19 protein-coding genes and 7 pseudogenes are annotated in these 23636 nt (G+C 69.0%); 19 read left to right on the plus strand and 7 right to left on the minus strand.

The genetic code is table 11. From position 1 onward, the window contains the following. Positions 1 to 71 precede the first annotated feature (71 nt). Positions 72 to 347 carry an SDR family oxidoreductase gene (locus tag OHA64_RS47500; RefSeq protein WP_405623580.1) on the minus strand — a complete coding sequence of 92 codons (276 nt, stop codon included), beginning with the start codon at positions 345 to 347 and terminating at the stop codon, positions 72 to 74. A gap of 84 nt (positions 348 to 431) precedes the next feature. Here OHA64_RS47500 and OHA64_RS47505 point away from each other — a divergent pair, with 84 nt between their 5' ends. The 3 genes from OHA64_RS47505 to OHA64_RS47515 all read left to right on the plus strand — a co-directional run bounded on the left by OHA64_RS47505 (position 432) and on the right by OHA64_RS47515 (position 2034). Continuing rightward, complete coding sequence (locus OHA64_RS47505; RefSeq protein WP_405623581.1) at positions 432 to 1097, plus strand: TetR/AcrR family transcriptional regulator; 666 nt, start codon at positions 432 to 434, stop codon at positions 1095 to 1097. A 219-nt stretch (positions 1098 to 1316) separates the two neighbouring features. Further along, a complete protein-coding gene (locus OHA64_RS47510; RefSeq protein WP_405624417.1) occupies positions 1317 to 1586 on the plus strand; it encodes an SDR family NAD(P)-dependent oxidoreductase in 270 nt (89 codons plus the stop codon). Between the two features lie 229 nt (positions 1587 to 1815). Continuing rightward, a complete protein-coding gene (locus OHA64_RS47515) occupies positions 1816 to 2034 on the plus strand; it encodes a recombinase (RefSeq protein WP_405623582.1) in 219 nt (72 codons plus the stop codon). A 63-nt stretch (positions 2035 to 2097) separates the two neighbouring features. Here the strand turns inward: OHA64_RS47515 and OHA64_RS47520 are convergent. From OHA64_RS47520 to OHA64_RS47530, 3 genes and pseudogenes are all read right to left on the minus strand, one after another. Further along, positions 2098 to 2942 (minus strand): annotated as a pseudogene (locus OHA64_RS47520) (LLM class flavin-dependent oxidoreductase). Between the two features lie 385 nt (positions 2943 to 3327). After that, positions 3328 to 4581, minus strand: a complete 1254-nt coding sequence (locus tag OHA64_RS47525) for an MFS transporter (protein WP_405623583.1) — start codon at positions 4579 to 4581, stop codon at positions 3328 to 3330. Beyond that, the gene (locus OHA64_RS47530) at positions 4578 to 5132 is read right to left on the minus strand and encodes an ArsR/SmtB family transcription factor (protein ID WP_405623584.1); all 555 of its coding nucleotides are present in this window, start codon (positions 5130 to 5132) and stop codon (positions 4578 to 4580) included. Before OHA64_RS47530 ends, OHA64_RS47525 begins: the two co-directional genes overlap by 4 nt. Before the next feature lie 194 nt (positions 5133 to 5326). On the opposite strand from OHA64_RS47530, the pseudogene OHA64_RS47535 reads away from it, so the two are divergent. The 5 genes and pseudogenes from OHA64_RS47535 to OHA64_RS47555 form a co-directional block, all read left to right on the plus strand. Next, a pseudogene (locus tag OHA64_RS47535) lies at positions 5327 to 5584 on the plus strand (HNH endonuclease); the annotation flags it as partial. A gap of 74 nt (positions 5585 to 5658) precedes the next feature. Next, positions 5659 to 6116, plus strand: a pseudogene (locus OHA64_RS47540) (dienelactone hydrolase family protein); the annotation flags it as partial. Positions 6117 to 6403: 287 nt separating this feature from the next. Then, positions 6404 to 6880, plus strand: coding sequence for a hypothetical protein (locus OHA64_RS47545; RefSeq protein WP_405623585.1), 477 nt, complete (start codon positions 6404 to 6406; stop codon positions 6878 to 6880). After that, the gene (locus OHA64_RS47550) at positions 6877 to 7488 is read left to right on the plus strand and encodes a hypothetical protein (protein WP_405623586.1); all 612 of its coding nucleotides are present in this window, start codon (positions 6877 to 6879) and stop codon (positions 7486 to 7488) included. The genes OHA64_RS47545 and OHA64_RS47550 overlap by 4 nt, the downstream gene beginning before the upstream one ends. A gap of 625 nt (positions 7489 to 8113) precedes the next feature. Beyond that, positions 8114 to 8860 (plus strand): annotated as a pseudogene (locus OHA64_RS47555) (alpha/beta hydrolase); the annotation flags it as partial. A 123-nt stretch (positions 8861 to 8983) separates the two neighbouring features. On the opposite strand, the gene OHA64_RS47560 reads toward OHA64_RS47555, so the two are convergent. Further along, the gene (locus OHA64_RS47560; protein ID WP_405623587.1) at positions 8984 to 9319 is read right to left on the minus strand and encodes a LysM peptidoglycan-binding domain-containing protein; all 336 of its coding nucleotides are present in this window, start codon (positions 9317 to 9319) and stop codon (positions 8984 to 8986) included. A 144-nt stretch (positions 9320 to 9463) separates the two neighbouring features. On the opposite strand from OHA64_RS47560, the pseudogene OHA64_RS47565 reads away from it, so the two are divergent. The 5 genes and pseudogenes from OHA64_RS47565 to OHA64_RS47585 form a co-directional block, all read left to right on the plus strand. Then, positions 9464 to 9691 (plus strand): annotated as a pseudogene (locus OHA64_RS47565) (LysR substrate-binding domain-containing protein); the annotation flags it as partial. A 497-nt stretch (positions 9692 to 10188) separates the two neighbouring features. After that, complete coding sequence (locus OHA64_RS47570) at positions 10189 to 10338, plus strand: hypothetical protein (RefSeq protein WP_405623588.1); 150 nt, start codon at positions 10189 to 10191, stop codon at positions 10336 to 10338. 31 nt (positions 10339 to 10369) lie between these two features. Beyond that, a complete protein-coding gene (locus tag OHA64_RS47575) occupies positions 10370 to 12823 on the plus strand; it encodes a glycoside hydrolase family 3 C-terminal domain-containing protein (RefSeq protein ID WP_405623589.1) in 2454 nt (817 codons plus the stop codon). 139 nt (positions 12824 to 12962) lie between these two features. Further along, on the plus strand, positions 12963 to 14567 hold the full coding sequence (locus OHA64_RS47580) for a carboxylesterase/lipase family protein (RefSeq protein ID WP_405623590.1): 1605 nt from the start codon (positions 12963 to 12965) through the stop codon (positions 14565 to 14567). Positions 14568 to 14625: 58 nt separating this feature from the next. Further along, a pseudogene (locus OHA64_RS47585) lies at positions 14626 to 15002 on the plus strand (RNA-guided endonuclease InsQ/TnpB family protein); the annotation flags it as partial. 65 nt (positions 15003 to 15067) lie between these two features. Here OHA64_RS47585 and OHA64_RS47590 read toward each other — a convergent pair. Together OHA64_RS47590 and OHA64_RS47595 are read right to left on the minus strand one after the other, a co-directional pair. Beyond that, on the minus strand, positions 15068 to 16333 hold the full coding sequence (locus OHA64_RS47590; RefSeq protein ID WP_405623591.1) for a sensor histidine kinase: 1266 nt from the start codon (positions 16331 to 16333) through the stop codon (positions 15068 to 15070). A gap of 176 nt (positions 16334 to 16509) precedes the next feature. Further along, positions 16510 to 17004 (minus strand): annotated as a pseudogene (locus tag OHA64_RS47595) (MMPL family transporter); the annotation flags it as partial. A gap of 1312 nt (positions 17005 to 18316) precedes the next feature. Between OHA64_RS47595 and OHA64_RS47600 the strand changes: the two are divergent. The 6 genes from OHA64_RS47600 to OHA64_RS47625 all read left to right on the plus strand — a co-directional run bounded on the left by OHA64_RS47600 (position 18317) and on the right by OHA64_RS47625 (position 23286). Beyond that, positions 18317 to 19222: a helix-turn-helix domain-containing protein gene (locus OHA64_RS47600; protein ID WP_405623592.1), complete on the plus strand. Its 906-nt coding sequence runs from the start codon at positions 18317 to 18319 to the stop codon at positions 19220 to 19222. Positions 19223 to 19405: 183 nt separating this feature from the next. Then, a complete protein-coding gene (locus tag OHA64_RS47605) occupies positions 19406 to 19615 on the plus strand; it encodes a hypothetical protein (protein ID WP_405623593.1) in 210 nt (69 codons plus the stop codon). Positions 19616 to 19735: 120 nt separating this feature from the next. Next, positions 19736 to 20440 (plus strand): MauE/DoxX family redox-associated membrane protein, encoded by a 705-nt coding sequence (locus OHA64_RS47610; RefSeq protein ID WP_405623594.1) that lies wholly within the window; start codon positions 19736 to 19738, stop codon positions 20438 to 20440. Continuing rightward, complete coding sequence (locus OHA64_RS47615; RefSeq protein WP_405623595.1) at positions 20370 to 20870, plus strand: TlpA disulfide reductase family protein; 501 nt, start codon at positions 20370 to 20372, stop codon at positions 20868 to 20870. Before OHA64_RS47610 ends, OHA64_RS47615 begins: the two co-directional genes overlap by 71 nt. Then, entirely contained in the window at positions 20867 to 22789 is a 1923-nt protein-coding gene (locus OHA64_RS47620) for an ABC transporter ATP-binding protein (RefSeq protein ID WP_405623596.1), read from the plus strand. The genes OHA64_RS47615 and OHA64_RS47620 overlap by 4 nt, the downstream gene beginning before the upstream one ends. Then, positions 22786 to 23286 (plus strand): S26 family signal peptidase, encoded by a 501-nt coding sequence (locus OHA64_RS47625; RefSeq protein ID WP_405623597.1) that lies wholly within the window; start codon positions 22786 to 22788, stop codon positions 23284 to 23286. The genes OHA64_RS47620 and OHA64_RS47625 overlap by 4 nt, the downstream gene beginning before the upstream one ends. Positions 23287 to 23636 lie beyond the last annotated feature (350 nt).

Genomic DNA, 23636 nt, shown 5'->3' on the forward strand with positions numbered 1-23636 from the left:
CGACGCACACGCGCGGCCGGGAGTGCGCCCCATCGCTTCGCGGGAACCGGATGCGCACCACTGGCCGTCGTTCAGGCCCGGGTGTAGCCGCCGTCGGCGAAGAGTTCGGCGCCGGTGACGAACGACGAGGCGTCCGAAGCCAGGAAGAGAGCGGCCTCGGCGATTTCCTCGGCGTCGGCCAGCCGCCCCAGTGGCACGACGGCCTCGGCGAACCGGTCGGCGTCCGGCCCCGCGGCGCCCACGAAGACCCGTGCGCCCTCCCGGACGAAGCGGTGGGCGATGGCCAGCCCGATCCCGCTGGTCCCTCCGGTGATCACGGCCACCTTTTCCTGCAGAACGCCTGGCATGTCGAACCCCTTCAGTTGTGGAATGGATCGTCCATAACGTAGCCAGTAATGGACGATCGAGTCAAGAATGGTTAGGGTGAGACCATGCCGAGACCACGCGCATTCGACGAACGCCAAGTCCTGGAGCGGGCCCGGGAACAGTTCTGGGCGACCGGCTATGCAGGAACCCGGATGGACGACATCGCCCAGGCGACCGGCCTGGGGAAGGGCAGCCTGTACGGCGCATTCGGCGACAAGGGCAAGTTGTTCCACCGTGTGTTCGGCGACTGGTGCACCGCAGTCGTTGAGGTGGCCGAAGGGCGGCTGGCAGGTGGCCCGGACGCAGAGGCCTTGGCTCGGCTGTCGGGATACGTGCACCTAATGGCGGAGAACACCGCCTCCGACACCGAGCGCCGCGGGTGCCTGTTGGCCAAGGGCGCGGCGGAACTGGCCCAGCACGATCCGACGGTCGCCGGACGGTCGGCCGAGACCATGACGGCACTGCTGACCCTGCTGCGGACGGAGATCAGCGCCGCCCAGCGCCACGGCGACATCGACAGCGCTGCGGATCCGGAGCGGTTGGCGGCACTGCTGCTGACGGTGGTCCGCGGTATCGAGGCGGTAGGCAAGGCCGGTCTGGATCCGGAGACGCTGCGGAACATTGCAGACACCGCACTGGCGGTCCTGCCCATGCCCAAGAGGCAGAAACGCCTCGCAGCCGGGCGCAGTCCGGCCCGCGAGAACCAACTTGGTGCCATCACGGCCACATGATCCGCCGGACACGGCCAAGCACCGACGACGCCCGGCCGCCCCGCCGACATTGCGGCAGGAAGCAACTACCGGCCCCGGGCCACACGCCGTTCCCCCGAGGGCGGACCGGCGCCTTCACAGCTCCTCGTCGCCGTCGAAGGTGCCCGCAGACTTCTCCTTGCTGAACTTTTGCCGGTGCGCCCCGACCGGGCCGTCTCCTTGGACTTCGCCCGCCACGGAATGGCAGTGGCGGTGGCGGACCGTCACCACCACGCCGCCCGAGCCGTCGCGTCCGCGGTCACCGGGGCCGACGGTGCCACGATTCCCGTCGTGGTCGATGTGGCAGATCCGGCCGCGCCAGAGGCAGGAGTATACGAAACCGTCGATCGGCTGGGCGGTCTGGACATCCTGGTCAACAACGCCGGCTTCACCGTGCGCGTCCTGGGCATCGCGCGGAACCGCTTCGGTGGTGTTGGTGATAGTCCCGGTTGCCGCGGCATATCGAGGTGAACGACGCCTGTTTGCGGTGTGTGCGGGGGTGTAGTCGGTGATGACCGGCCTCATGGGCAGTCATGCTGCGTGGGGTATTGCGCCGTGGAGTGCTTGGTCGACGAGGTGTTCGGCGAGGGTGTCGTCGAAGGGGACTCGGCCCGGACCCCGGCACGGGTCAGTGCGCTCGCTGCGATCGAAAGCGTCCAGGTCCATCTGCGCGATGGGGGCGAGCGGCATGATGCCCGCGGTGTGGACGACGACGTCGACGCCGCCGAAGGAGGACCTCCTCGCGCGCCGCGAGCGTGCTGTCGCCGAAGGCTGGCGGGGTGAGATCGACGGACTCGACCTCACCCTCACCTTCCTGCGTGGCAAGCGGGAGCAGGCCCGCCGCTTCGCCCGAAGCGGTCCGGTCTCCCTCGGGCTTCCCGTGGTTCCTCATCAAAAGCACCACGCCACGCCGGGGTGATCAGAAGCGCTGAGACCAGCAGCACGGTCTGATGGGGGCCTGTCGGTCACATACATGCCACCGTCACAGGGCATCAGCAAGGCGGTCTACCTGGCTTGGGTCGAGGCCGTAGCAATAGAGCATGACCTCGTCGGCGCCGAGATCGGCGAAGCCGGCGATCACATCGCGGATCTCGTTCGGCGTCGTGAGCAGTCCGGCGACCATCCGATCGGCCATGCCGGTGAAGGTGTAGTACGCGTGCATATTGGCCTGGGCGTCGTAGATCACGTCTGCAGGGCCGAGCGCGACGTTGACTTGCGCGACAATACGCGGTTCGCCGTCGCGGTCGTACTCCTTCCAGAACCTGCGGACGGTGTCGAACAGGCCGCCTGCCCAGGAGGGCGCTGCTGCTGCGAGGAAGCCGTCACCCCAGCGCGCGACGCGTTCGATGGCGGCGGCTTGAAGCCACCGAAGAGCACCTCGGGGCCGCCGGACCGGGCGGGCGCAGGACCGATCGGGCCGATGCCGTCGCCGTACGGCTCGCCGGACCACAGGCGGCGCATCACCGCCATCTGCTCGTCGAGGCGACGGCCTCGGGTGCGCATGTCGATGCCCGTGACCTGGTGGTCGTCGTCCCGGCCGCCGATGCCCAGGCCGAGGACCAAGCGGCCACCGGTCATCCGATCCAAGGTGGCGGCTTGCTTGGCGAGGAGGGCGGTGTCGCGCAGCGGGGCGAGCAGCACCTCCGTCTGGACGCGGATGCGGGAGGTGGCGCCCGCGAGGATGGCAAGAGCGACCAGTGGTTCAGGGTTGTGGTAGACGAGCCGGTCGAGCAGGCCGAGCGTGCTGAAGGGCCCGGCGTCGGCGCGCTGGGCCCAGGTAAGCAAGGTGGCAGGGTCGCCGATAGGCAGACCAAGACCAATGTTCATGAAGGAGACCTCCGAAGGGAAGGGTCGACAGAGACTGCTGCCGCCTCTCCGGCACCTCAGCGAGGTGGGACGCTCCCGCCCTGCGGCATGCTTCTGGGGAGCGTCTCGTCGAAGTAATCCCACCTTAGGGTGAGTCGATTTGGAGCGACAAGCCGATTTGGGCCAGCTCCGACCTCCAGCAGCTACAGGCAGGGCGTCTGGAATCGCAAAGTGCAGAGAATGTCGAGTGGAAGGCGCCGTTGACGCCGAAGTCGGCCAGCTTGTAGAAGCGGCCCTTGCCGGTCTTGGTGGCGATCTTCTCCAGGGCTAGCAGCAGGTTCGGATATTCAAGGGCGCGGAATAGAGCCAGGCACCGGGCGGCGGATTCCGCAGTTGGCGGTCGAGGTTAGGCCGACTTGTCGTGCGCGGGGATCGGCGGGGCATGACGGACAGCCGGACTGACGGAGGCGATGACCGCGGTAACAAGCATCACCGTGGCAAGCACGAACACGGAGCCGGTGGGTCCGATGGCGGTGAGCAGGTATCCGGCACCGAGGGAGGCCAGCGGCATGACCCCCCAGGACAGGGTCATGGCCGCGCTGGTGACACGGCCCAGTAGCTCGTTGGGAACCAGGACGGTTGTGTAGGTGATGATCACAACGTTCCACAACGGTCCGATGAACGCGCTGGCAGCACCGATAGCACCTATCAGCAGAGGGCTCGACGTGAGTGCGAACAGAGGCAGAAGCGCAGCCCAGATCCAATTGGCGCCGACGATGACGGTCTTGGGCTTGAAGTGACGATGGAGCCTGCTCGCCGCGAGTGCGCCGATCAGACCGCCACCGCTGTGGATGCCGAGCATCATCCCGATGGTGGTGGATGTGGCGCCTTGGTGTTGGGCGAGGACGACCAGGATCAATACGAGGGCCTGGAAGACCATGTTGCTGACGGCGATCAACAGGATCGCTGCGCGGATGAGGGGGTGGCGCCAGACCCAGAGCAAACCTGCGGTGGTCGCCTGCCACAGAGGCTCCGATGGAGGCTTTGTCTGGTTCTGCAGGTCGCTTCGGATGAACAGCAGCACGATGGAGGCAACGATGTAGGAGACCGCGTCGGCCAGGAATGGCATGGCGCGGTCGATGCCGAAGAGCATGCCGCCCAGGGGAGGACCGGCCAGAGCCGCACCGCGGCTCCTGGCCTCGTTATGGGCCACTGCGGTGGACAGGAGTGCGATGGGGACGATCTTCGGGAGTGCGGCGCGCTCGGCCAGCCCGAAGAAGACGAAGCACAGTCCCTGCACGAAGGCGATCACGGAGAGGTGCGTGACCGTGAGTTTGCCCCACCACAGGGCGATCGGGACGGTGGAGAGTGCCAGTCCCGCGACGAGTTCGCTGATCAGCAGGATCTTGCGGCGGTTCCACCGGTCCACCAGCGCTCCGGCCGGCAGGTGAGCGATGAGGAAGGGGAGCGTGCCGGCGGCTCCGACGATCCCGGCGTCGGAGGGCGATCCAGTGGTCGCAAGCACAAGCAGTGGCATCGCCGTCCCGCTGATCTGGGCGCCCAGGGTCGAGACGACCTGACCGCTCCACAGAGCGACGAACTCGCGGTTGCGCCATAACGAGGGTCGTTCGGTGGTTCCTTCGGCGGTCGGGGCGGTCACGATGCGTTCCCGCTGTCAGGGGTGGGAAAGGCATGGAACACCACGGAGATGTGCCGACTGCCGGGGGGTGCCTGACCGGGTTCCCGGTCCCAGCGTTTGAGGAAGGCGATGTACTCCTCACCGAACTGGGCCAGTTCCTCAGCGGTGAGCATGGTGCTGCCGAAGGAGTGCATGGCGCTGCCTGCAAACTCGCCGAACGTTTCTCTGTTGGACAGGTAGGCGGTCAGGTCACGATCAGCACGCTCCATCCATTGCCGGCCGATTTCCTCGGCGGCGAGAGCAACCTCGGGTTCCGTCGGGCGGCGCGGCAGCCGCACGTCCTGTGGGATGGCTCGCCAGTACTTGCGACGCCCGGATGAGCGGGCCGTGTCCTCTTCGATGAACCCGAACCGGGCCAGTTGGCGCAGGTGATAGCTGGTCGCGCCGCGGTCCTCACCGAACTCTGCGGCCAGGTCGGCGGACGTAGCCGGACCATGGCGCTGAAGCCAGGTCACCAGTTGTTGGCGCAGCGGGTGAGCGAGGGCCTTGAGCGCGTCGATGTCAGACAGCACGCGTGGTCGTAGTTCAGGCATGACGAGAAGATATCTATGCAAAGATTTCTTCTCAATGCCCCTCGCGCGGCTTCTCAGGATCGGCGGGCCACCTCGGCCGCGTAGGCCGTTCCAACGGACCCGGCCGCCCATCGCTCGGCGGCCGATGGGCTGATCCCCAGCAGGCGCTGACGGGCGGCTGCGGGCGTCTGTGCCGCGAGCAGTACGCCAACGACCAGGGCGCCGAGCAGTCGCTGGTCGCGGTCACCGCTCGCTCGAACCGGAGCAGGGCTGACCAGGACCCGGCCGAGTGGCTGCCGCCCGCCGCCGACGTGCACTGCCGGTATGTGGCCGAGTGGGTGGGCACAAAGCTCCGCTGGGGCCTGGCCTCCGACGAAGCCGAGCTGGATGCCCTGCGGCATGTGGCCATCGGCTGCCCCGGCCAGACAGTGACGTACGAACCGGCCTCATAGCTCCACCGCGCCCCTGCCGCCTTGGGCCGCGGGGGCGCTTCGCGTCACAGAAACGCGTTCATCCCAAAAGCTCCCACGCGGCGCTCGACATTCCGCGTCGAGCCGCGGACCGACCCCGACCGGATCGCCGCCGTCGGCTACGGCACCGCGGGCGCAATCGCGCTGGAACTCGGGCGCGACGGCGTCGACCCGCGCGCGATCGGGACAGTCAACGCAACTACCACGGGCCGACCGGGCGAGACGGCGCGCATCCGCTGCCCAGTGTGGGCCGGGTTCGGGTCGGAAGACCCGACCATGCCGCCCGCGCAACGGGACGCATTCACCACCGAGATGCAGACCGCGGGCGTCGACGGGCGCCTCGTGGTCTACGGCGGCGCCTTACAGGCGCCTTCCACCACTACCGGTCGACCACACCGTGGTCCCCGGCGTCGGCTACCACCCACGGCACGCGGAGCGAGCGTGGCGTGACGTCGTCGACCTGCTCGCATTCGCGCGGCACACCGAATGGTTCGGGCTGCTGCTGCTCCGTTGACGGCGACGGCAGCCGGGTCGTGGGGACGCCGCTGTATGAGACGCCGTCGCCCGGCCTCGCGAGGTCGGGCGCCTTCACCCCCACACCGTGTGCCAGGCGGGCTCCGCACCGCCCCCAACTGGTCATTGCCAGAGCGCGGTGTTCGTGTGCCAAGAGAGCCTTGATAGACCTTGGCCTCTCCACAGAGCTCGTAACCGAATTCTGTTGACCTGCCTGGCGAGACACCGACATGCGCATGTGTTCCAAAATATGGTGATCGCCCTTTTGGTATGTGTCATGATCGCGCCATGAAGAAGATTATTCCGTTAGCGGCCACTGCCCTGACTACCGCAGTCCTTCTGTCCGGTGCATCCACGACCGCGCAGGCCAGGCCAGGTCCGGTCGTACCAAATCCGTTCGACAAGAGGGTTCACTGCACGTCGACTGATGACGACGGACGCAAGATCGTTACCCGGAACGGCAATTCCGAGCTCGGCTGGAACCACTTCACCCACCGGCACAACATCAAGAAGTGTGCCATCCTCAACGCGGCCCTCAAGGACAAAGTCGACCGCAATGACGGCCACGGGCGGTTGGAGTATGACGGCGTCGCGATCAGAACCGGCGGCAGCCCCGCGCAGGTTAAGTTTGTCGTGATCGTTCAGTACACCCGCAAGACTAAGGACGGACGGTACGACGCCGGTCGGGGACAGAAAATCGGCGTCGTCAACGCCTTCTGCCGCAACCAGCCGAACAACAAGTGCCCCGCATGGATGAATCAGTGATCGATTCCGAAGACCGAGAGCAGCAGGCGGCTGTCAGCCGCCTGCTGCTGTACTACCTCAACGCCCCCATCGCCGAGGGCTGCCGCCTGCGCGGCGTCGTGCCCGCCCCAGGCGCCGTCCGGATCGCAGTCCATGCTGGAGACGACGAGGACGGCGCTACGTTCCTCTACGAGATTCCCCACGACGCCGTCGCCCCGTACTACATCCCCGGCATCCTGCGCACCGTACTGGCCGGCACTCAGCTCTACAGCAGCAGCGACATCAGCGAAGCCATGGGGATGACCGTCATCCGCCTCCGTCCCGAGGAAATCACCCCGGACCCAGAACCCGAACAGGGCCAGGCACTCACCCTCTTGCGCGCCTTGTCGGGCCCCGGCGACGAGGAGAACCCCTTCCTGATCGGGTTTCTACTTCTGGGACACAGCCTGTTGCGCCTGTACGTGCAGCGCTCCGACCACCCAGGCATCATCGGCGCAGACATTCGCCTCACCGGTACGCCTACCGCTTTGATCGCCTCCCTTCCCAGCCTCATCGAAGAAGAGCAGCACCAGAAGCCGTCTCCCGACGACCCTCACTGCGATCTCATCGCGGACCTGACCGACTGGTAGAACAGCGGACCTGACCGACTGGTAGAACATCTGCATGACGCCCTGGGCGAGTGCGCCTGCCGATTGCGCGCAGTCGACCTGCTTTACACCTGGCCGACGACGTGGCAACTGTCCGTTGCGAGGGATCGCGGCCAAAGAACCGCCCGTCCCACTGCGCACCCTGCGCCCGGACGTGGTGGTCTCGCGGTGGGCGTCGTCCAGGAGTTGGTTGAAGTGGTCGACGTCGCCGCCGAGGACGCGCACGAAGGTCTGCAGTAGGTCGCGGTGCGGCAGGATCGTGGCTTCGAGGATGGAGGCGACGGCGCTGGCGCTCAGCAGCCAGCAGCCAGCGGCTGGCGACCGCGATGTCGTTTGGTGCGGGGCGTCCTGCGCGCAGGCGCAATGTGGGCACGGCGGCACGGAGCTGTTCGGCGGCGGGAGGGGGAGTGGCGTCGAGGGTCTGGGGCGGCCGGTTCGCGGCTTTTCTCCATCGGAGCGGCCACTGGCTGGGCAGCCGCCGCGGGCGCCCCCCCCGCGCGCAGTACGCCGCCGAACTCAGCCGCCGCTTGAAGAGCGGAGACCAGGGTCGGACGCTTGCGGTGACACTCTCGAAGAACGGAGGCCACGGAGTGAGTGAATAGAGGGCATGCTCTTCGACTTCACGTACGAACATGACGGTGAACGACTCAACGGTGTGTACGGCGGTGAGCCGTCCGGGGTCACCGCCGTGGTGCTGCATGGCGCGGGCACCAGCAGTACGGAGCGATTGCTTCCGCTGGTGCGGGAGTTCGTGGCCCACGGCTGTCGCGGGATCGCCTTCGACTTCTCCGGGCACGGCGAAAGCACCGGCAAACTGAGCGAGTTAAGCCTGCGGCGACGGTTCGAGCAGGCCGTAGCGGTGATCGACGCGTACGCGGCGGAGGACGGGCCGCTGGTCCTGGTGGGGTTCAGCATGAGCGGGCAGACGGTGGCGGATCTCCTCCGGCACTATGGGGATCGAGTGACGGCCCTGGGGCTGTGTGCACCCGCCGTGTACACCGCCGAAGCGTGGGACGTTCCCTTCGGGGACGGGAACAGCCGGTTCAGCGAGAGCATCCGGCAGCCGGACAGCTGGCGGCAGGCGCCCGCGCTTGAGGAGCTGCGGGCGTACGAGGGCCGGGCGGTGCTCGCCGTGCCGGGCACGGACGCGGTGATCCCGCCCGCGGTGACCGAGGCCGTACAGGACGCGCTGACCGCGCGCGCCCAGTACACGCGGTTCGACCTTCCGGACGCACAGCACCAGCTGGGAATGTGGTTCCGCGATCATGGCGACGACCGGCGGGAGTTCGTGGAGGCGGTGCTGACCGGCCTCGACGACCGTGGCTGGACGGCCACGCGTACGTGGGTGGCCAAGCACCACCAGGGCGAAGTGTTCGGGACGGTGATACAGGCCATGAACGAGCACCACGGCGGCCAATGCGCACGTCCTCGGCAGGTCCCCACGAGGTCTCGACCCAGTCCACGACGCCGCTGATCCTCAGCCCCGGCCCTGCTCCCGCGAAGAGCTTGCCGGTGGAGGAGTCCTGACCGGTACTGGGGTGCTCGTCGGCGGGCTTGTCCTGGGAAGGAGCGGAGTCGGCGCCGGGCAGGACCAGCTTCCACCCGGAGTAGATCTCGTCCGGTCGGTGAATGTGCGGCCGTCCTGCTGCTTCTTGCCCTGGTTGAGGCGGGCGATGTCCATGTAGTCACCGGCGTCGCCGAGTTCGTCTTCGGCGATCGTCGACAGGTTCTCGCCGGAGCGCACCGTGTGCCCGCTGTGGTGGGCGCCGGAGGGCTCCGCGTCCTGGTCCTGCTGCCTCCAGTCCTTCGGCATGGACTGTTTCCAGCCCGCTCACGGAGTCGGCCGAACTGCGCCGCCGGATCGGCCCGTTGCTCACGGCTGCCGACCTCGGCGTCGACGCCGTGGAGATAGGGCTCGCCGCACACGTAGGCATGGATCTGCCGCGCATGCAGGGCGGAGGCCCGGGCCATGGTCGCCGCCGGCATCGGCGCCGCCCTCGCCCCCACCCTTGCCCTGGAAGGCATCCGAGCCGGTGTCAGCATCCTGCCGCTGCACCCCGCCGGCCCGGTGCGCCGCGTCCTCCTCGTCCGCATGAGCGAACACGCCCTCACCCCCGCCGCCCAGTCCTTCGCGGCCCTTCTCCACAACAGCGCCGCCGCTCGGCGTCATGACATGCCGCGTTGATCGGTCCGCGGTGATTTCGACGCCGTCGGTGGCGGCCGGACCGGCCCCGTCGCACATCCTCGGACTGTTGGTGAAGAAGCCCCGCACTTTCTCGCCGACGTAGGCCGGCGCCAGATCGCCGAAGAAGCGGGGCTGACCAGGATCACGGTGCACCGCCGGTCAGCCAACCGGCAGGCGCTGCTGGAGGCGTCTGCGACGGCGCGGCTGAGCGAGGACTGGGAGAGGTGCATCTCCGCGGCGGCCGTGGTGAAGCTCGCGACCAGGGCGACGGCCGTGTACGCCGTCAGTTGTCGCAAGGCGGTGGCCTCCGTGGCCGACGAGTGTAGGGCTCGCCCGCGTTGATTGATGCGTTCATCGCATGGACAGATCTCGGTTTGATGCTGGACACCGATCCGGTGGTGCTTCGAAACTCTCGCGTAACACCTCGGCTTGCCCTCGCCCGACTCCGCCCCGCCCCGCCCCGCCGAGGGCCCGTCCCCGAGAAAGCGAGCACCGCCATGCCGGCAGCTCTGGGCTTCGCCACGATCGCCGTCCTCCTGCTGGTCACCATGACCAAAAGGGCCTCGGTACTGGTCGCGCTGATCCTGCCTCCGGTGCTGGGGGCGCTCATCGGCGGCTTCGCGGACGATCTGGGCGAGTGCATATGAATGGTCGAGCATTCGTTGAAGAGGAGCCCGCATGGAGTTCACTCGGACATCGGTACGACGTCGCAGGAAAGGCCGGTTGCGCCGCACCGGCCTGATCGCGGGAGCGAGCGCGATGCTCCTTGCCGCAGGCACGGCCGTGGCACCCGGCGCCTCGGGCGCGGGTGACGCCCGGGGCACCGGCAGCGTGTCTCCCCGCGTCGCCGCCCTCATCGCGAGGATGTCGCTGGACGAGAAGTTGTCCTTCGTCCATGGAGGCACCGATCCCCGTAAACTCGGCCAGGCCGGATACATCCCCGGGGTTCCCCGCCTCGGCATCCCCGAACTGCGGCTCACCGACGGTCCGGCGGGCGTCCGGGTCAACGCGCACGCCACCGCGATGCCGGCGCCGGTCGCGCTCGCCTCGTCTTTCGACGACCGACTGGCCCGTACGTTCGGCCAGGTCATAGGACGCGACGGCCGTGCGCTCGGCCAGGACGTCCTGCTCTCACCGATGACGAACATCATCCGGGTGCCGTACGCGGGGCGGAACTTCGAGACCTTCAGCGAGGACCCGCTGCTCAGCTCCCGCATGGTGTCCGGCGAGATCGGGGGCGTTCAGAGCCAGGGCCTGATCGCCACCGTCAAGCACTACGCGGAGAACAACCAGGAAGACAACCGGATGGGGGTGAACGTCAACGTCGACGAGCAGACCCTGCGTCAGATCGAGCTGCCCGCCTTCGAGGCCGCCGTCAAGGCCGGCGCCGGTTCGGTGATGTGCTCGTACAACTCGGTGAACGGCAGTCACGGCTGCGGCAGCGACGAACTGCTCGACTCGATCCTCAAAGAGCAGTGGGGCTTCAAGGGTTGGGTCATGTCGGACTGGGGCGCGGCCCACGCGACGACCGACATCGTGAACGGCCTCGACCAGGAGATGCCGAGCGGCGTCTTTCTTGGCGGCGAACTGAAGACCGCGATCACGAATGGCACCATTCCGGTCTCGGAGCTGAACGACGCGGTCGCCCGCATCCTGGGCCAGATGAAGAAATTCGGTCTCCTCGACGGCGCCGCGGGCCGGCGGCCCGCACGCGACCCGAAGGGCGGCGCCAAGGTCGCGCAGAAGGTGGCCGAGTCGGGCTCGGTTCTGCTGAAGAACACCGGCAAGGCGCTTCCGCTGACCGGCAAGGACACCAGCATCGGACTCATCGGTCCGACGGCGAAGACGCCGAAGGTCACCGGCGGCGGCAGCTCCTACGTCGTACCGGATTCCGCGGCCTCGCCGCTGGCCACCATCACGCAGCGGGCGGGCCGGAATGCCACGGTGCGCCACGCGGCCGGCGTCGACAACACCGGCGCCCCCATTCCCACGACGGCCCTCAGCCCCGCCCTGCCGGTCGGCTCGGACGGCACGATCACCGTCACCCCGGACAAGTCCTTCGACTACAGCGGCACCCTCACGGTGCCGGCCGACGGCGACTACTCCTTCGTCTACGACCTTCCCGCCGCGTACGGCGCGCTGAAGATCGACGGCAAGAGCGTCATCACCGGCTTCCTGGGCTCCAGCAGCGCCACAGTGCACCTCACGGCGGGAAAGCACCGCCTCGCGGCCAACGCCCAGGCCATCCAGGGCGCACCGGCCAAGATCCGGCTGAACTGGGTCACCCCGCAGGCCGCGCAGACCGCCCGGGAGCAGGCCGTGGCACTGGCCCGCCAGGTGAAGACCCCCATCGTCTTCGCCTACGACGACGGTACCGAGGGCGTCGACCGGAAGAACCTCTCCCTGCCGGCCGACCAGGACGGGCTCATCTCCGACGTCGCCGACGCCAACCCGAACACGATCGTCGTCCTCAACACGGGATCGTCGATCACCATGCCGTGGCTGTCCAAGGTCAAGGCGGTGCTCGACACGTACTACCCCGGACAAAACGGGGCCGAGGCCACCGCCCGGCTGCTCTACGGCGACGTGAACCCGTCGGGCAAGACCACCCAGACGTTTCCCACGAGCGAGTCCGCCACACCGATCGCCGGCGACCCGCTCCGGTACCCGGGAGTGGACAACCAGGAGAACTACTCCGAGGGCGTCTACGTGGGCTACCGCTGGTACGACAAGGAGAAGGCCGCCCCGCTGTTCCCCTTCGGCCACGGCCTGTCGTACACCTCCTTCGCCTACCGCGACCTCGCGGTACGGCAGAGTCACGGCGGGGTGACCGTCTCGTTCACCCTGAAGAACACCGGCACCCGTGACGGTGACGAGGTCGCCCAGGTCTACGTCGGTGCGAGCCCGAAGACCACCGTGCCGCAGGCGGTGCGCTCGCTCGGCGGCTACGAGAAGGTGCATCTGCGCGCCGGTGAGTCGAAGACCGTACGCATCCGGGTCGACGCCCAGCAGTTGAAGTACTGGAACACGTCCTCCCACGCCTGGGTGCTCGGCACCGGGCACCGGGAGGTGTGGGTCGGCTCCTCGTCGCGGACGCTCCCCCTGCACGGCGGGGTCGACGTCACGCACTGACCGCACGGCTCGCACCGTCAACCGGGTGCCGAGCCGCGTCTGATGCCGGGCCCGCCCAGGCCCGGCTCCCTCCCCCCCCACCACCAAGGGTGCCGGCCGCGCCGCCGCGGCCGGCACCCGGCCAGAGAGGTTCTCATCCATGACTGCCAGCAGAATCCGTACTGTCCTGGGCGGCGCGTTAGTCATGTCCCTCGCCGTCGTCGGGCTGCTGCCCGCGACGGCTTCCGCGAGTGCGCCGACCGTGGTGCCCACCGACAAGGGCGCTGTGCGCGGCGCCACCTCGAAGGGCGTCGAGAGGTTCCTCGGCATCCCCTACGCGGCGGCGCCCACCGGCTCCCTGCGCTGGAAGCCGCCGCGGCCCGCAGCGCGGTGGACCGGCGTCCGGGAGGCGGCCGATTTCGGCAATCCCTGCCCCGTACTGCCCAGCGGCAACGGACCACGCAGCGAGACCGAGGACTGCCTCGACGTCAACGTGTGGCGGCCGTCGGGCGTACGGGCCGGCGCCCGCCTTCCGGTGCACGTCTTCATCCACGGCGGTGGCCTGACGAACGGCAGCGGCTCGCAGAACGACGAGTCGAAGCTCGTCAAGGAGACGGGTGTCATCGGCGTCTCGCTCAACTACCGACTCGGCGCCTTCGGCTTCCTCGGCCTGCCCGCCCTCACCGAGGAGGACGGCGAGTCCGGCAACTACGGGTTCATGGACCAGCAGGCCGCGCTGCGCTGGGTGCAGCGCAACATCGCCGCCTTCGGCGGGAACCCCGATGAGGTCACCATCGACGGCGAGTCCGCGGGCGGCTGGTCCGTCTGCGGGCAGATGGTGTCGCCCGGCTCGCGCGGGCTGTTCACCCGCGCCATGATCCAGAGCGGCTCCTGTACCAGCGAACCGCAGGCCCGGGCGGAGGCCGCCGGGACGGCGTTCGCCCGGCAAGCGGGCTGCGACGGCACGGCTCAGGCGGCCGTCCTCGACTGTCTGCGGTCGGCTTCGGTGGGTACGCTCCTCGACGCGAGCCGGACCTTCTCGGCCCGCTTCGTGGACGGGACTCCGACGTTCCCGACCGGAGTGGGCGATGCGCTGGACAGCGGGAGGTTCGCCCGGGTGCCCGTCGTCGTCGGCGCCACCCGTGACGAGGGCCGCACCTTCGCCGCGGGCTACATAGGCGAAGGCAAGCAGGCCTACCTCGCCTTCGTCCAGGGCATCGCCGGCGCCCGGGCCGACGAGGTCCTCGCCCGTTACCCCTGGCCCGATACGTCCGACCGGTACACCGCGGCGTACCTCATCGGCGGGATCATGACCGACTCGGGGATGATCTCGGGGATCGGCGGGTGCGGACTCCGCTCGCTCGCCCGGACCCTCGAGCGGTACACCCCCACCTATGCGTACGAGTTCGACCACCGGACCGGCCCTGGCCTGACGCAGATCCCCGGCTACGTATGGGGGGCCGGCCACGCCGCGGAACTCGCCTACATCTGGCCCAGCTTCAACAACGGCACACCCATCGCCCCGCTGTTCAACGCCGACGAGCGCCGGCTCGCCCGCGAGATGACGCGGTACTGGGGCGCGTTCACGAAGACCGGCCGGCCGGCCGTCGCCCGGCAGACGAGCTGGCCCGGCTATCACAGCGGCAACGGCCTGATGCTGTCGCTGCGGGCGGGGGGCAGGAGTGCCCTGATCGACGACGACCGGTACTCGACGGAACACCAGTGCGCGTTCTGGGAGACGATGCCGGGCACACAGCACTCCTGAGTAGGCCGGGGACTGGAAACGGAGCATCAGCCACCGCGCCAGTCCCCGTCCCTGCTCAAGGAGGGCCCGCCAGAGGGTCGCGAAGATCCACGCCCGGATCGCCGACCGCAGGCGTGATGTGCTGCACAAGCTGACCACTCGACTCGTGCGCGAAAACCAAACGCTCGTGACGAGGACCTGACCGTACGCACCATGGTCAAAAACCGAACCCCGGCCCGCGCCATCAGTGATGCCCCGTGGGCCCAGTTCCGCTCCCTGCTGGAGTACAAGGCTGGAGTACAAGGCCAACTGGTACGGGCGGGAAGTGATCGCGGTGGATCGCTTCTTCCCCTCCTCCGAGCTGTGCTCCCACTGCGGCAGCCTCGCTGAGGCGATGCCGCTGCGCGTCCGCACCTGGATGGCGACAGCTGCGGCACGGCCCACGACCGGGACGTGCAGTGAAGCAGAAAACCCCACAGCGCGAGCCGTAGGGGTCCCCCTCGCTCACGAGGGGGAGGAAGTCAACGGGCCTCTTCTCGATGCTGCTGCGCGTGCACGGACGGCGCGACGGGCTCGGTTGACGGGCGTGTCGCGGACAGTACAGGCAGCTCAGACAGTACAGCGGTCACCTCGAACCCCCCGGCGGCCCCCGGCCCGGCGTCCAGTGTGCCGCCCACACTCCGCGCCCGCTCCCGCATCCCGACGAGACCGAACCCAGGGGTGTCCGTGGAGCACGGCCCCGTGCCGTCGTCGGTGACCGAGACGTGCAGGGCGCTGTCCTTCTCGTACACGTGCACCTGGATCGAAAGCCCCGGTCCCCCGTGCCGTACGGAGTTGGTCAGCGCCTCCTGCACGATGCGGTACGCGGCGGCGCCCACGGCGGGCGGCGCGTGGTCGGCCCGTACGGTCAACTCGACCCGTGCCCCGGCGGTGCGGGCGGTCTCCGCCAAGTGGGCGATGCCGTCGAGGCCGGGCAGCGGCCCGCGGCCGTCGCCGTGCTCGGCGGCGCGCAGCACCTCGAGGGTGGTGCGGAGTTCACCGCGGGCGGTGCGGCAGGTGTAGGCGATGTCGTCGAACGCCTTCGCGACGGCCTCGCGGTCGAGGCGGTCCGGGTCGGCGGCCAGTACGTGGGCGGCGACGGAGGTCTGCACGCCGATGAGCGTGATGCTGTGCGCGAGCAGGTCGTGCAGGTCACGGGCGATGCGCAGCCGCTCCTCGGCGACCCGGCGGCGGGCCTCCTCCTCGCGGGTGCGTTCGGCGCGTTCGGCACGTTCCAGGGCGGAGGCGAGGTACTGGCGGTGGACGCGGATGTAGCCGCCGAGCAGCAGTACGGAGATGAGCCAGCCGGTGATGCGGATGATCTCGGCGAGTCCGTCCGGATTGGTGACCGCGTTGACGGTGAGGGTCGTGCTGATGAGGACGGTCCCGATGAGCAGGGTGCGGCGGGCGCTGCCGGCGACGGCGACGGTGTAGAGCGCGAGCAGGGTCGCCGGGACGGGGGCGCTGTGGGTGTAGTCGAGCGCGTGGTACGGGACGACGCAGGCCACCATGGCCAGCATCACGGTCATGGGGTGGCGCCGACGCCAGATCAGCGGGACGTTCGCGCCCAGCAGCAGCAGCCACGCGAGGAGGTCCGGCTGGCGCCCGTCCTTGAGGAAGAGGGCCATGACCGTGGTGAGGGCGGCCACCGCGGCGGCGAGGTGCGCGTCGTTGCGCAGGGAGGGGACCGCCGGAGGGTGGTTGACGGCGGTCAGGGCCCGCTCGATGAGGGATTGGGGGCGCTGCACTGCTCCATCTTCCGTCAGGCGGGCGTCCCTCCGGCAGTGGGAGGGACGCCCGCGGTGTCTACGAAACTGCGACAGGCTCCTGTGCGTCAGGATCCGGCTCCGGTTCCTGCGACAGGCGACCCGTCCACCACATCTTCCGCCGCAGGGCGACGCTTGCGCTGGTCACCAGGTACGTCGTCAGTGTCCAGCGCCCCCGGGCCGCCCACCTCGACGCTCAGCCCGCCGTCCCCCTGAGCGACATCGCGTACATCTTTGACGAACTCGTCCTGGAGTTTCTCGTCGATGCCCGGTTCGTTGCTGGCGACCGGGTACATCAAGGTGGTGCCGTCCTCGGACGGCACCACCTTGGGCGTCGCGGTCAGCCGGCCCGCGCCCGCGATCTCCTCGACCTGCTGGGCCGCCGTCTCGCGGTCGGTGGTGGTCAGCCCGCCGTACCGGTGGTAGACGAGCACCAGCTCGGTGGTCTCGCCGCCCGGCAACTGCTCCTGGATCTTGGCGACTTGGGTGGAGTCCGTGCTCGCCGGCAGATTGTCGACGGCTCGGTCCTGCTGCACATCGGACAGCTTGGACGCGAACGGCAAGGTCAGGGCGAGCACGGCCACCCAGAGCCCGATCAGCACCCAGGGCACGGCTCGTCGCCGCGTACGAGTGGTTGTCTTTCCGGGCCCCATGGCGGGGCCCCCTTCCCTTTGACGGTGTCTGGACTCCACCAGACTCCCGGCGCGAAGGGCCGGAATCGTCGCGCGTCAGGGCGACTTCGGGGGTACTGCCGTAGGTGACTGAAGGGGCGGATTACTCCCCGGGGAGTAGCGCCGTCGGCGGTAGGAGGGCGTCCGCGCCGCCAGTCCTACGCCCCTCGCGAGGGCGTCCGTGCCGCCTGCCTCACGCCCGCCCCCCGGTCCGCGCATCGAGGCCCGGATCGCCGGCCTGCTCCGGAGGCCAGGGCCGTGGACGGCGCCCCAGCTGTACCAGTACCTGGGGCGGCCACGCCTGAGTCGGCGCATGCTGTATCGGCCGGTGCGCCAGGTGGCCAAGTGGTGGCGGTCCAAGCTGATCGCGAAAGGCGACCCCCGCCGTACCGCGGTACTGGCCGCACTCGCTCGCAGACTGCAACGGCTGCCGACCGGGACCAAGATCTGGGCCGCTGACGAAACGCACGAGCACCTGCTGTCACATGTCCGGGCGAGCTGGACACTGCCGACCAGGCGCGCGCTGGCTACGGAGCCTAGGTGTGGCCCCAGTTGAGCCTTCATGGTGAAGAGGTACGTCGCCGCGCAGGGAGATCTGGGCCGCGGCGCGGCAGGGTCCGGCGGCGGAGAGCCGGTCAGTGAAACCCGTCGGGCTCAAGCCGACGGCGGCCCGAGCGAACAGACCAAGCCAATGGCATTACGTGGTCTGGCGGTGGCTAGAGGCGCTGTGTGATTCTTGGCCCCGCGGAGCAGTCTCCGTAACGGGGAGGGAACATGGCTGAATCGAGCGATGCCGTCCGGCCACGAGATCCGCACACGGCATCCCGGCACACCGCATGAAGTGCGCACGCTATGGGTGACCGCCACGGATTCCCTGGCACGGGAATTTGAGCCGATTGCCCATCCCTCCCTACGGCCCGGCCGAGCGTCGCGTACTGAATGACGGGCGGGCCCACTTCACCCGGGCCTTCCCGCACAACAATGCGCTGTCCGCTTGTTCTTGAGGCGTACGAATTCAGCACCTCCGAAAATCGCCCGCCGTTATGCCTCGGTCGAGGGCGAGCGGACGCGTGCGAGGACCGGACCGCCGGCACTCGACTCCACTCGTGCATCACACCATCCCCCACGACCATCGGAGAGTTGCCATGCGTGCATTACCCCATTTATCCCTCGCCGCCTCGACTGCCGCGATCGCCGCTGTGTCCGACGACCCCGTGCGGGCGCTGCGGGGCGACGGCGAGGCCACATACCTTCAGGCCACCGCGCAGTGTCCATGCCGACGGTGGGTGCTCAGGTGTCCGACTCCCTGCTGACCAGGCACGTCCCGGCAGGGCGGCGGCTGCGATGCCCCGAGGAGCAGTGGGAGCTGGCCCTGGGGCAGCCGCATGCGTCGCTGGGGCCGGGGGTGCTCTGCTACCGGGGATTCCGGTTCGCGCCAGGGCCGGTCCGCAGACGTCTGGAGATCCCGTGCGGGCTGGCGACCCTGGTCCTCGGCTTCGGCGAAGCCCTGCGGATCTCACCGGTGGGTGCGGCGCATCGGACCCGCACGGTCGTATCCCTGCTGAGCCCTCCCACTACGCGCCCAGTGCTGGGCGAGCACCACGGAGGGATCCGTGGCGTCGAGGTGATGCTCGCGCCGTGGGCGGCCTTCGAGCTGTTCGGTGTGGCCCTCGGGGACCTGCCCGAGCCCGGGGTGGAGCTCTCCGAGCTGCTCGGTGTCCGGGTCGATCACTTGGCGGAGCAGCTCGCACGGGCCTCGGGGTGGTCCTCCCGATTCGCCGTGGTCGACCAGTTCCTGCTGCGCTGCCGCGAGGACGGCCCCCGTGCGGCCGCTCGGGTGGTCGAGGCCTGGCAGCGGCTGGAACGTTCCCACGGCCGCCTGAAGATCACCGCCTTGGCCGAAAGTCTCGTCTGGAGCCAGCGCCAGCTCGAGCGCGGGTTCGCGGAACAGCTCGGGCTGACTCCCAAACGGCTGGCCCGCGTGCTGCGTTTGCAGCACGCGGCGGCGCTGCTCACGGCCGGCCGCAGTCCCGGTGAGGCCGCGTCCAGCTGCGGGTTCTGCGATCAGGCGCATCTGACAAGGGAGTTCACCACGCTGACCGGACGCCCGCCGCTACGTTTTCTCGCCGAATATCAGAGTGGGGGAGGGGGTGTCGACCGGATGGCCAGTCGCATTACCAGCATTCTGCAAGAAGGCTGAATCCCGCGCAGCGGTCTCACTCGCCCCGGATGGACGGGAATCCGCTGCAGCGTTGCGTCCCGTACCTGCCGTGCATGTCGAAAAGATCCAATGTCGATTTCCTTCAATACCGGCCGACCGACCGAATGCCAAGGTCGCTCATCCGACGAACGTCGGGCCGATTGACCTAGAGAGGAGAGCGACATGCTTCGCATACTGGAATCCGCAGGGCAGGCCCTGCTCGAGCGATTTGTGCCCAAGATTTCCGCTTCGGCGCAGGTCGGGCCGCAGGGCTGCTGGAACGCGTGCTGGCAGTGCAACGTGGCCAACCATTACCAGAACGTGAACACCTGGTGCCGCTACAACGCTCCGTGCTGTGGCACCGACGGCGGTTACCTGAACTGCTACTGCTGACCGTGCTCGTGGGGCCCGGGGCGTCGGCGCCGGGCCCCGCTTCACAGCGTCCGGGCGGGGCGAAGGCCCCTGCGCAGGACGGATGCGCCAGCCCACTCGACCTAGCAACTCTGGGGGATCGTGGAGCCTTATCTCTCGACCTGGATCAGGTGTCTGATCGGTCTGGTCTTCCTGGTATCCGCGGTGAGCAAGGTCCGTGGCCGCCAGTCCTTCGCCGACTTCGCCGCGGCGGTCGAGGCACTGGCCCCCGTGCCCGGGGCGCGCAGGCTGCTGGCTCCCGCTGTGGTGGCCCTGGAGTTCGCCGTATGCGGGCTGCTGATCGCGCCACTGCCCGGGGCGTTCCGGTACGGCGCCTGGCTCGCGACGGGTCTGCTGCTCGCCTTCGCTGTCGGTATCGCGTTCGCGGTATGGCGGGGTCAGGCCACGGCCTGCCGCTGCTTCGGGGCTTCCGCGACACCCGTAAGCGCCTGGCAGGCGGTACGCAACCTGGCACTGGCCGTCCCGGCCGGTGTCGCGGCGCTGGTCGGTCCGGGCTCCGGCGGCACCACCGGCGCAGTCGCCCTGACGATCGTGATCGGGCTCGTGTGCGGCGCACTCGTCACCGTGCTCGACGAACTCGTGGAGCTCTTTTTGCCGGGTACGGGCACCGCCGCGTCGCCCGCCACCATGCCCACCGCCATCCGACAGGAGAAACACCGTGCCCCTCGTGATCGCCGCCCTCGTCTTCGTCGGGGCGTTGTGCATCCTCAACCTCGTGCTGAGCCTCGGCATCATCAAGCGTCTGCGGGACCAGGCCGAGATCCTCAACCGCGACGGCAGCTCTAGCCCGCCCGTCTCGGTCGGCATGGGCGACGAGATCGGCGAGTTCACCACCCTCACCCTGGACGCCGAGCCGGTGGACGACGCGAGTCTGCGGCACGGCGACACCCTCGTCGCCTTCTTCTCGCCGAGCTGCCGCCCGTGCCAGGAGAAGCTGCCGAAGTTCGTCGACTTCGCCCCTTCGTTCCCCGGCGGCCTGGACAAGGTGCTCGCCGTCGTCGTGGGCGAGCCGGAGGAGGCCGCCGACATGCTGGAGCGGCTGCGTCCGGTGGCCCGGGTGGTACGCGAGTCCACCACCGAGAAGGGGGAGATGAGCAAGGCCTTCGACCTCCAGGGATTCCCTGCCGTGCTGGTCGTCTCGCCCAGCCCCGAGCACGGCCGCCCCATCGTCACCGCCGACAACATCGACCTCGACGTACCGGTGCCGGCCCGGTGAGATCGCTCCGCCGACGCGTACCGGCTTCCTCGGAGATCGGGACCGGGACCGGGCACACACGCTCCGCGCGCCGGCGCGTCACCGCCGCCGTCGTCCTGTGTGCCACTGCGGCGCCCTGGGCCTCGGCCGGTTACGCGACGCTCACCCTCACGTCCGGCCTGGTACCGGTGCTGATCGCGTGGATGACGAAGCTCCTGATCGACGGACTGACGCACGACGCGGATCTGCGGACGCTGCTCATTCCCGCACTCGGTTACGTGCTGGCGGCCATCATCGTGGGCATCGGCCCGCTGGCCGCCCGCTATCTGCGGGGTGTGGTGGACCGTGAGGTGGGGCTGCTGGCCCAGGACCGGCTCTTCACCGCGGTGGGCCGCCACCCCGGCCTGGGACGGCTGGAGGATCCGGCCTTCCTGGACCGCCTGCGGGTGGCCCAGGACGTGGGCAGGACGGTCGCGGGCCAGCTCGCGGACGCGGCGCTGTCCGCGGGCCGCTCCCTGCTGACCGTCACGGGGTTCATGGTGTCCCTGGTGGCGCTCAACCCGGTGATGGCGCTCGTCGTTCTCGCGGCGGGTGTGCCGTCGCTCGTGGCCCAGCTCGCCCTGTCCCGGCACCAGGCCCGTGCCGTGCTCGAAGTGGGCAGGATCGAGCGCAGGGAGGACTTCTACGCCCGGTTGATCGCCGCACCCACCGCGGCGAAGGAGATCCGGCTCTTCGCGATCGGTGACTTCCTGCGGTCGCGGGTGCTGGCCGAGCGGCGGGCGGCCAACGCCGTCACCCAGTCCGTGGACGCACGCCAGACCAAAGTGCAGAGCGTCCTGGAAGTGCTGTCCTGCCTCGTCTCCGGAGCCGGTCTGGTGTGGGCGGTGTTCGCGGCCCACACCGGCGACCTCACGGTCGGCGGGGTCACGATGTTCGTGGCGGCGGTCGATGGTGTGCAGGGCTCGCTCGGCAGCCTGTTGATCCAGCTCGCGGCGTCCCAGCGCGCGCTGCTCATGTTCGACCACTACCTGGAGGTCGTCGAGGCCGAACCCGACCTTCCCGTGGCCGCTGAGCCGGTGCCGCTGACACCCCTGCGACACGGAATCGAACTGCGCGACGTCTGGTTCCGCTACGCCCCGGACCATGACTGGGTGCTGCGCGGCCTGAACCTGTTCATCCCGCACGGCGGTTCCCTGGCCCTGGTCGGCCTGAACGGTGTCGGCAAGTCCACGCTCGTCAAGCTGCTGTGCCGCTTCTACGATCCCACGCACGGCGCCGTGCTGTGGGACGGAGTCGACCTGCGCGACGCCGATCCGGTGGAGCTGCGCGCACGGATGAGCACGCTCTTCCAGGACTTCCAGCACTACGACATGACCGCTGCCGAGAACATCGGACTCGGTGACCTGCGGCTGCTGGAGGAACGCGACCGGATCGAGGCCGCGGCGGCCAAGGCGGGCATGCACGAGAAGCTCGCCCAACTGCCCCAGGGATACGACACGATGCTCTCGCGCACCTTCCACCACGACGCTCCCGCAGAGGAACACCGGCCAGGAACGCTGCTCTCGGGCGGCCAGCACCAACGCCTGGCCCTGGCCCGGGCCTTCATCCGCGAAGGACGCGACCTGATGATCCTCGACGAACCCTCCGCGGGACTGGACGCCGAGGCGGAGCACGAGATCCACCTCTCGATCCGCCGCCACCGGGCAGACCGCACCAGCTTGTTGATCTCACACCGGCTCAGCGCCGTGCGCGACGCGCACCGGATCGCCGTACTCGGCGACGGCCAGGTGAAGGAGGAAGGCAGCCACCGCGAACTGGTGGGGTCCGGGGGCGAGTACGCGCGCCTGTTCGCCCTCCAGGCCGACGGGTACACGGACGACGGGCATGGCCCGGGCACCGTCGGCCCGGCCGACCCGGTGGAAGCGGCGGCCGGACGATGATCGCGGACCACGCCGCGGTCGTCACCGCCGCGCTCACCCGCCGTCTGGTGGCCGTCACCGTGGACGGAGTCAGCATGGAACCGGCCTACCGGGACCGTGACCAGGTGCTGGCCATCCGGGGCACGCGGCTCAAGGTCGGCAGGGTGGTGGTCGTCGAGTCCCCGTTCGGCACCAGCGGCTGGAGACAGCGGGCGCTCGCGGCGAAGGCAGCCCCGTCCCTCGTGTCCCAGCGCCGGTGGATGATCAAGCGTGTCGTGGCCCTGCCCGGGGACCCCGTCCCGCGCCGGGACGTCCCGGCACTCGCCGACGTGGCCGAGGACCGGGTACCGAACGGCATGGCCGTACTGCTGGGCGACAACCGGTCGGCGAGCTTCGACTCACGGGCGTTCGGCTATTTCCCCCTCGAACGGATCCTTGGCGTGGTGCGAGTCGCCGTACGTTCACGGAACGGCTCGCCGGGTTCACGGGAGCCGTCGGGACCCGTGGGGGCCGTCTGACCGGGGCGAGTTCAGGACGCCGAGGGAAGGCATCTCGTACATCCCCGATACCAGGGAGGAAGGGGCCTGGGATTCGACCTGTACATCGAGTGCCCGCCAGCAGAGGGCGAGGCCAACTGCGAGGCCGCGCATGCGGTGGCTCACGGCATGGCGCACTACGACTGACCAGCGATTCCCCCGTCGTCTCAGGACACGTTCCTGCACCCGAGTCCCAACTCCCATGGTATTTCCCAGGGCCGAGTCCGGCCCATGCTGGAAGATGGGGAAGTGCCGCCCTACGTCTATCGCGTCACCGAGTACGACCCCGCCGACCGTGATGAACACGGTCACTACGTTGGCCCCGAGGACAC

The sequence above is a fragment of the Streptomyces sp. NBC_00076 genome (genome assembly GCF_045041235.1).
Taxonomy (GTDB): domain Bacteria; phylum Actinomycetota; class Actinomycetes; order Streptomycetales; family Streptomycetaceae; genus Streptomyces.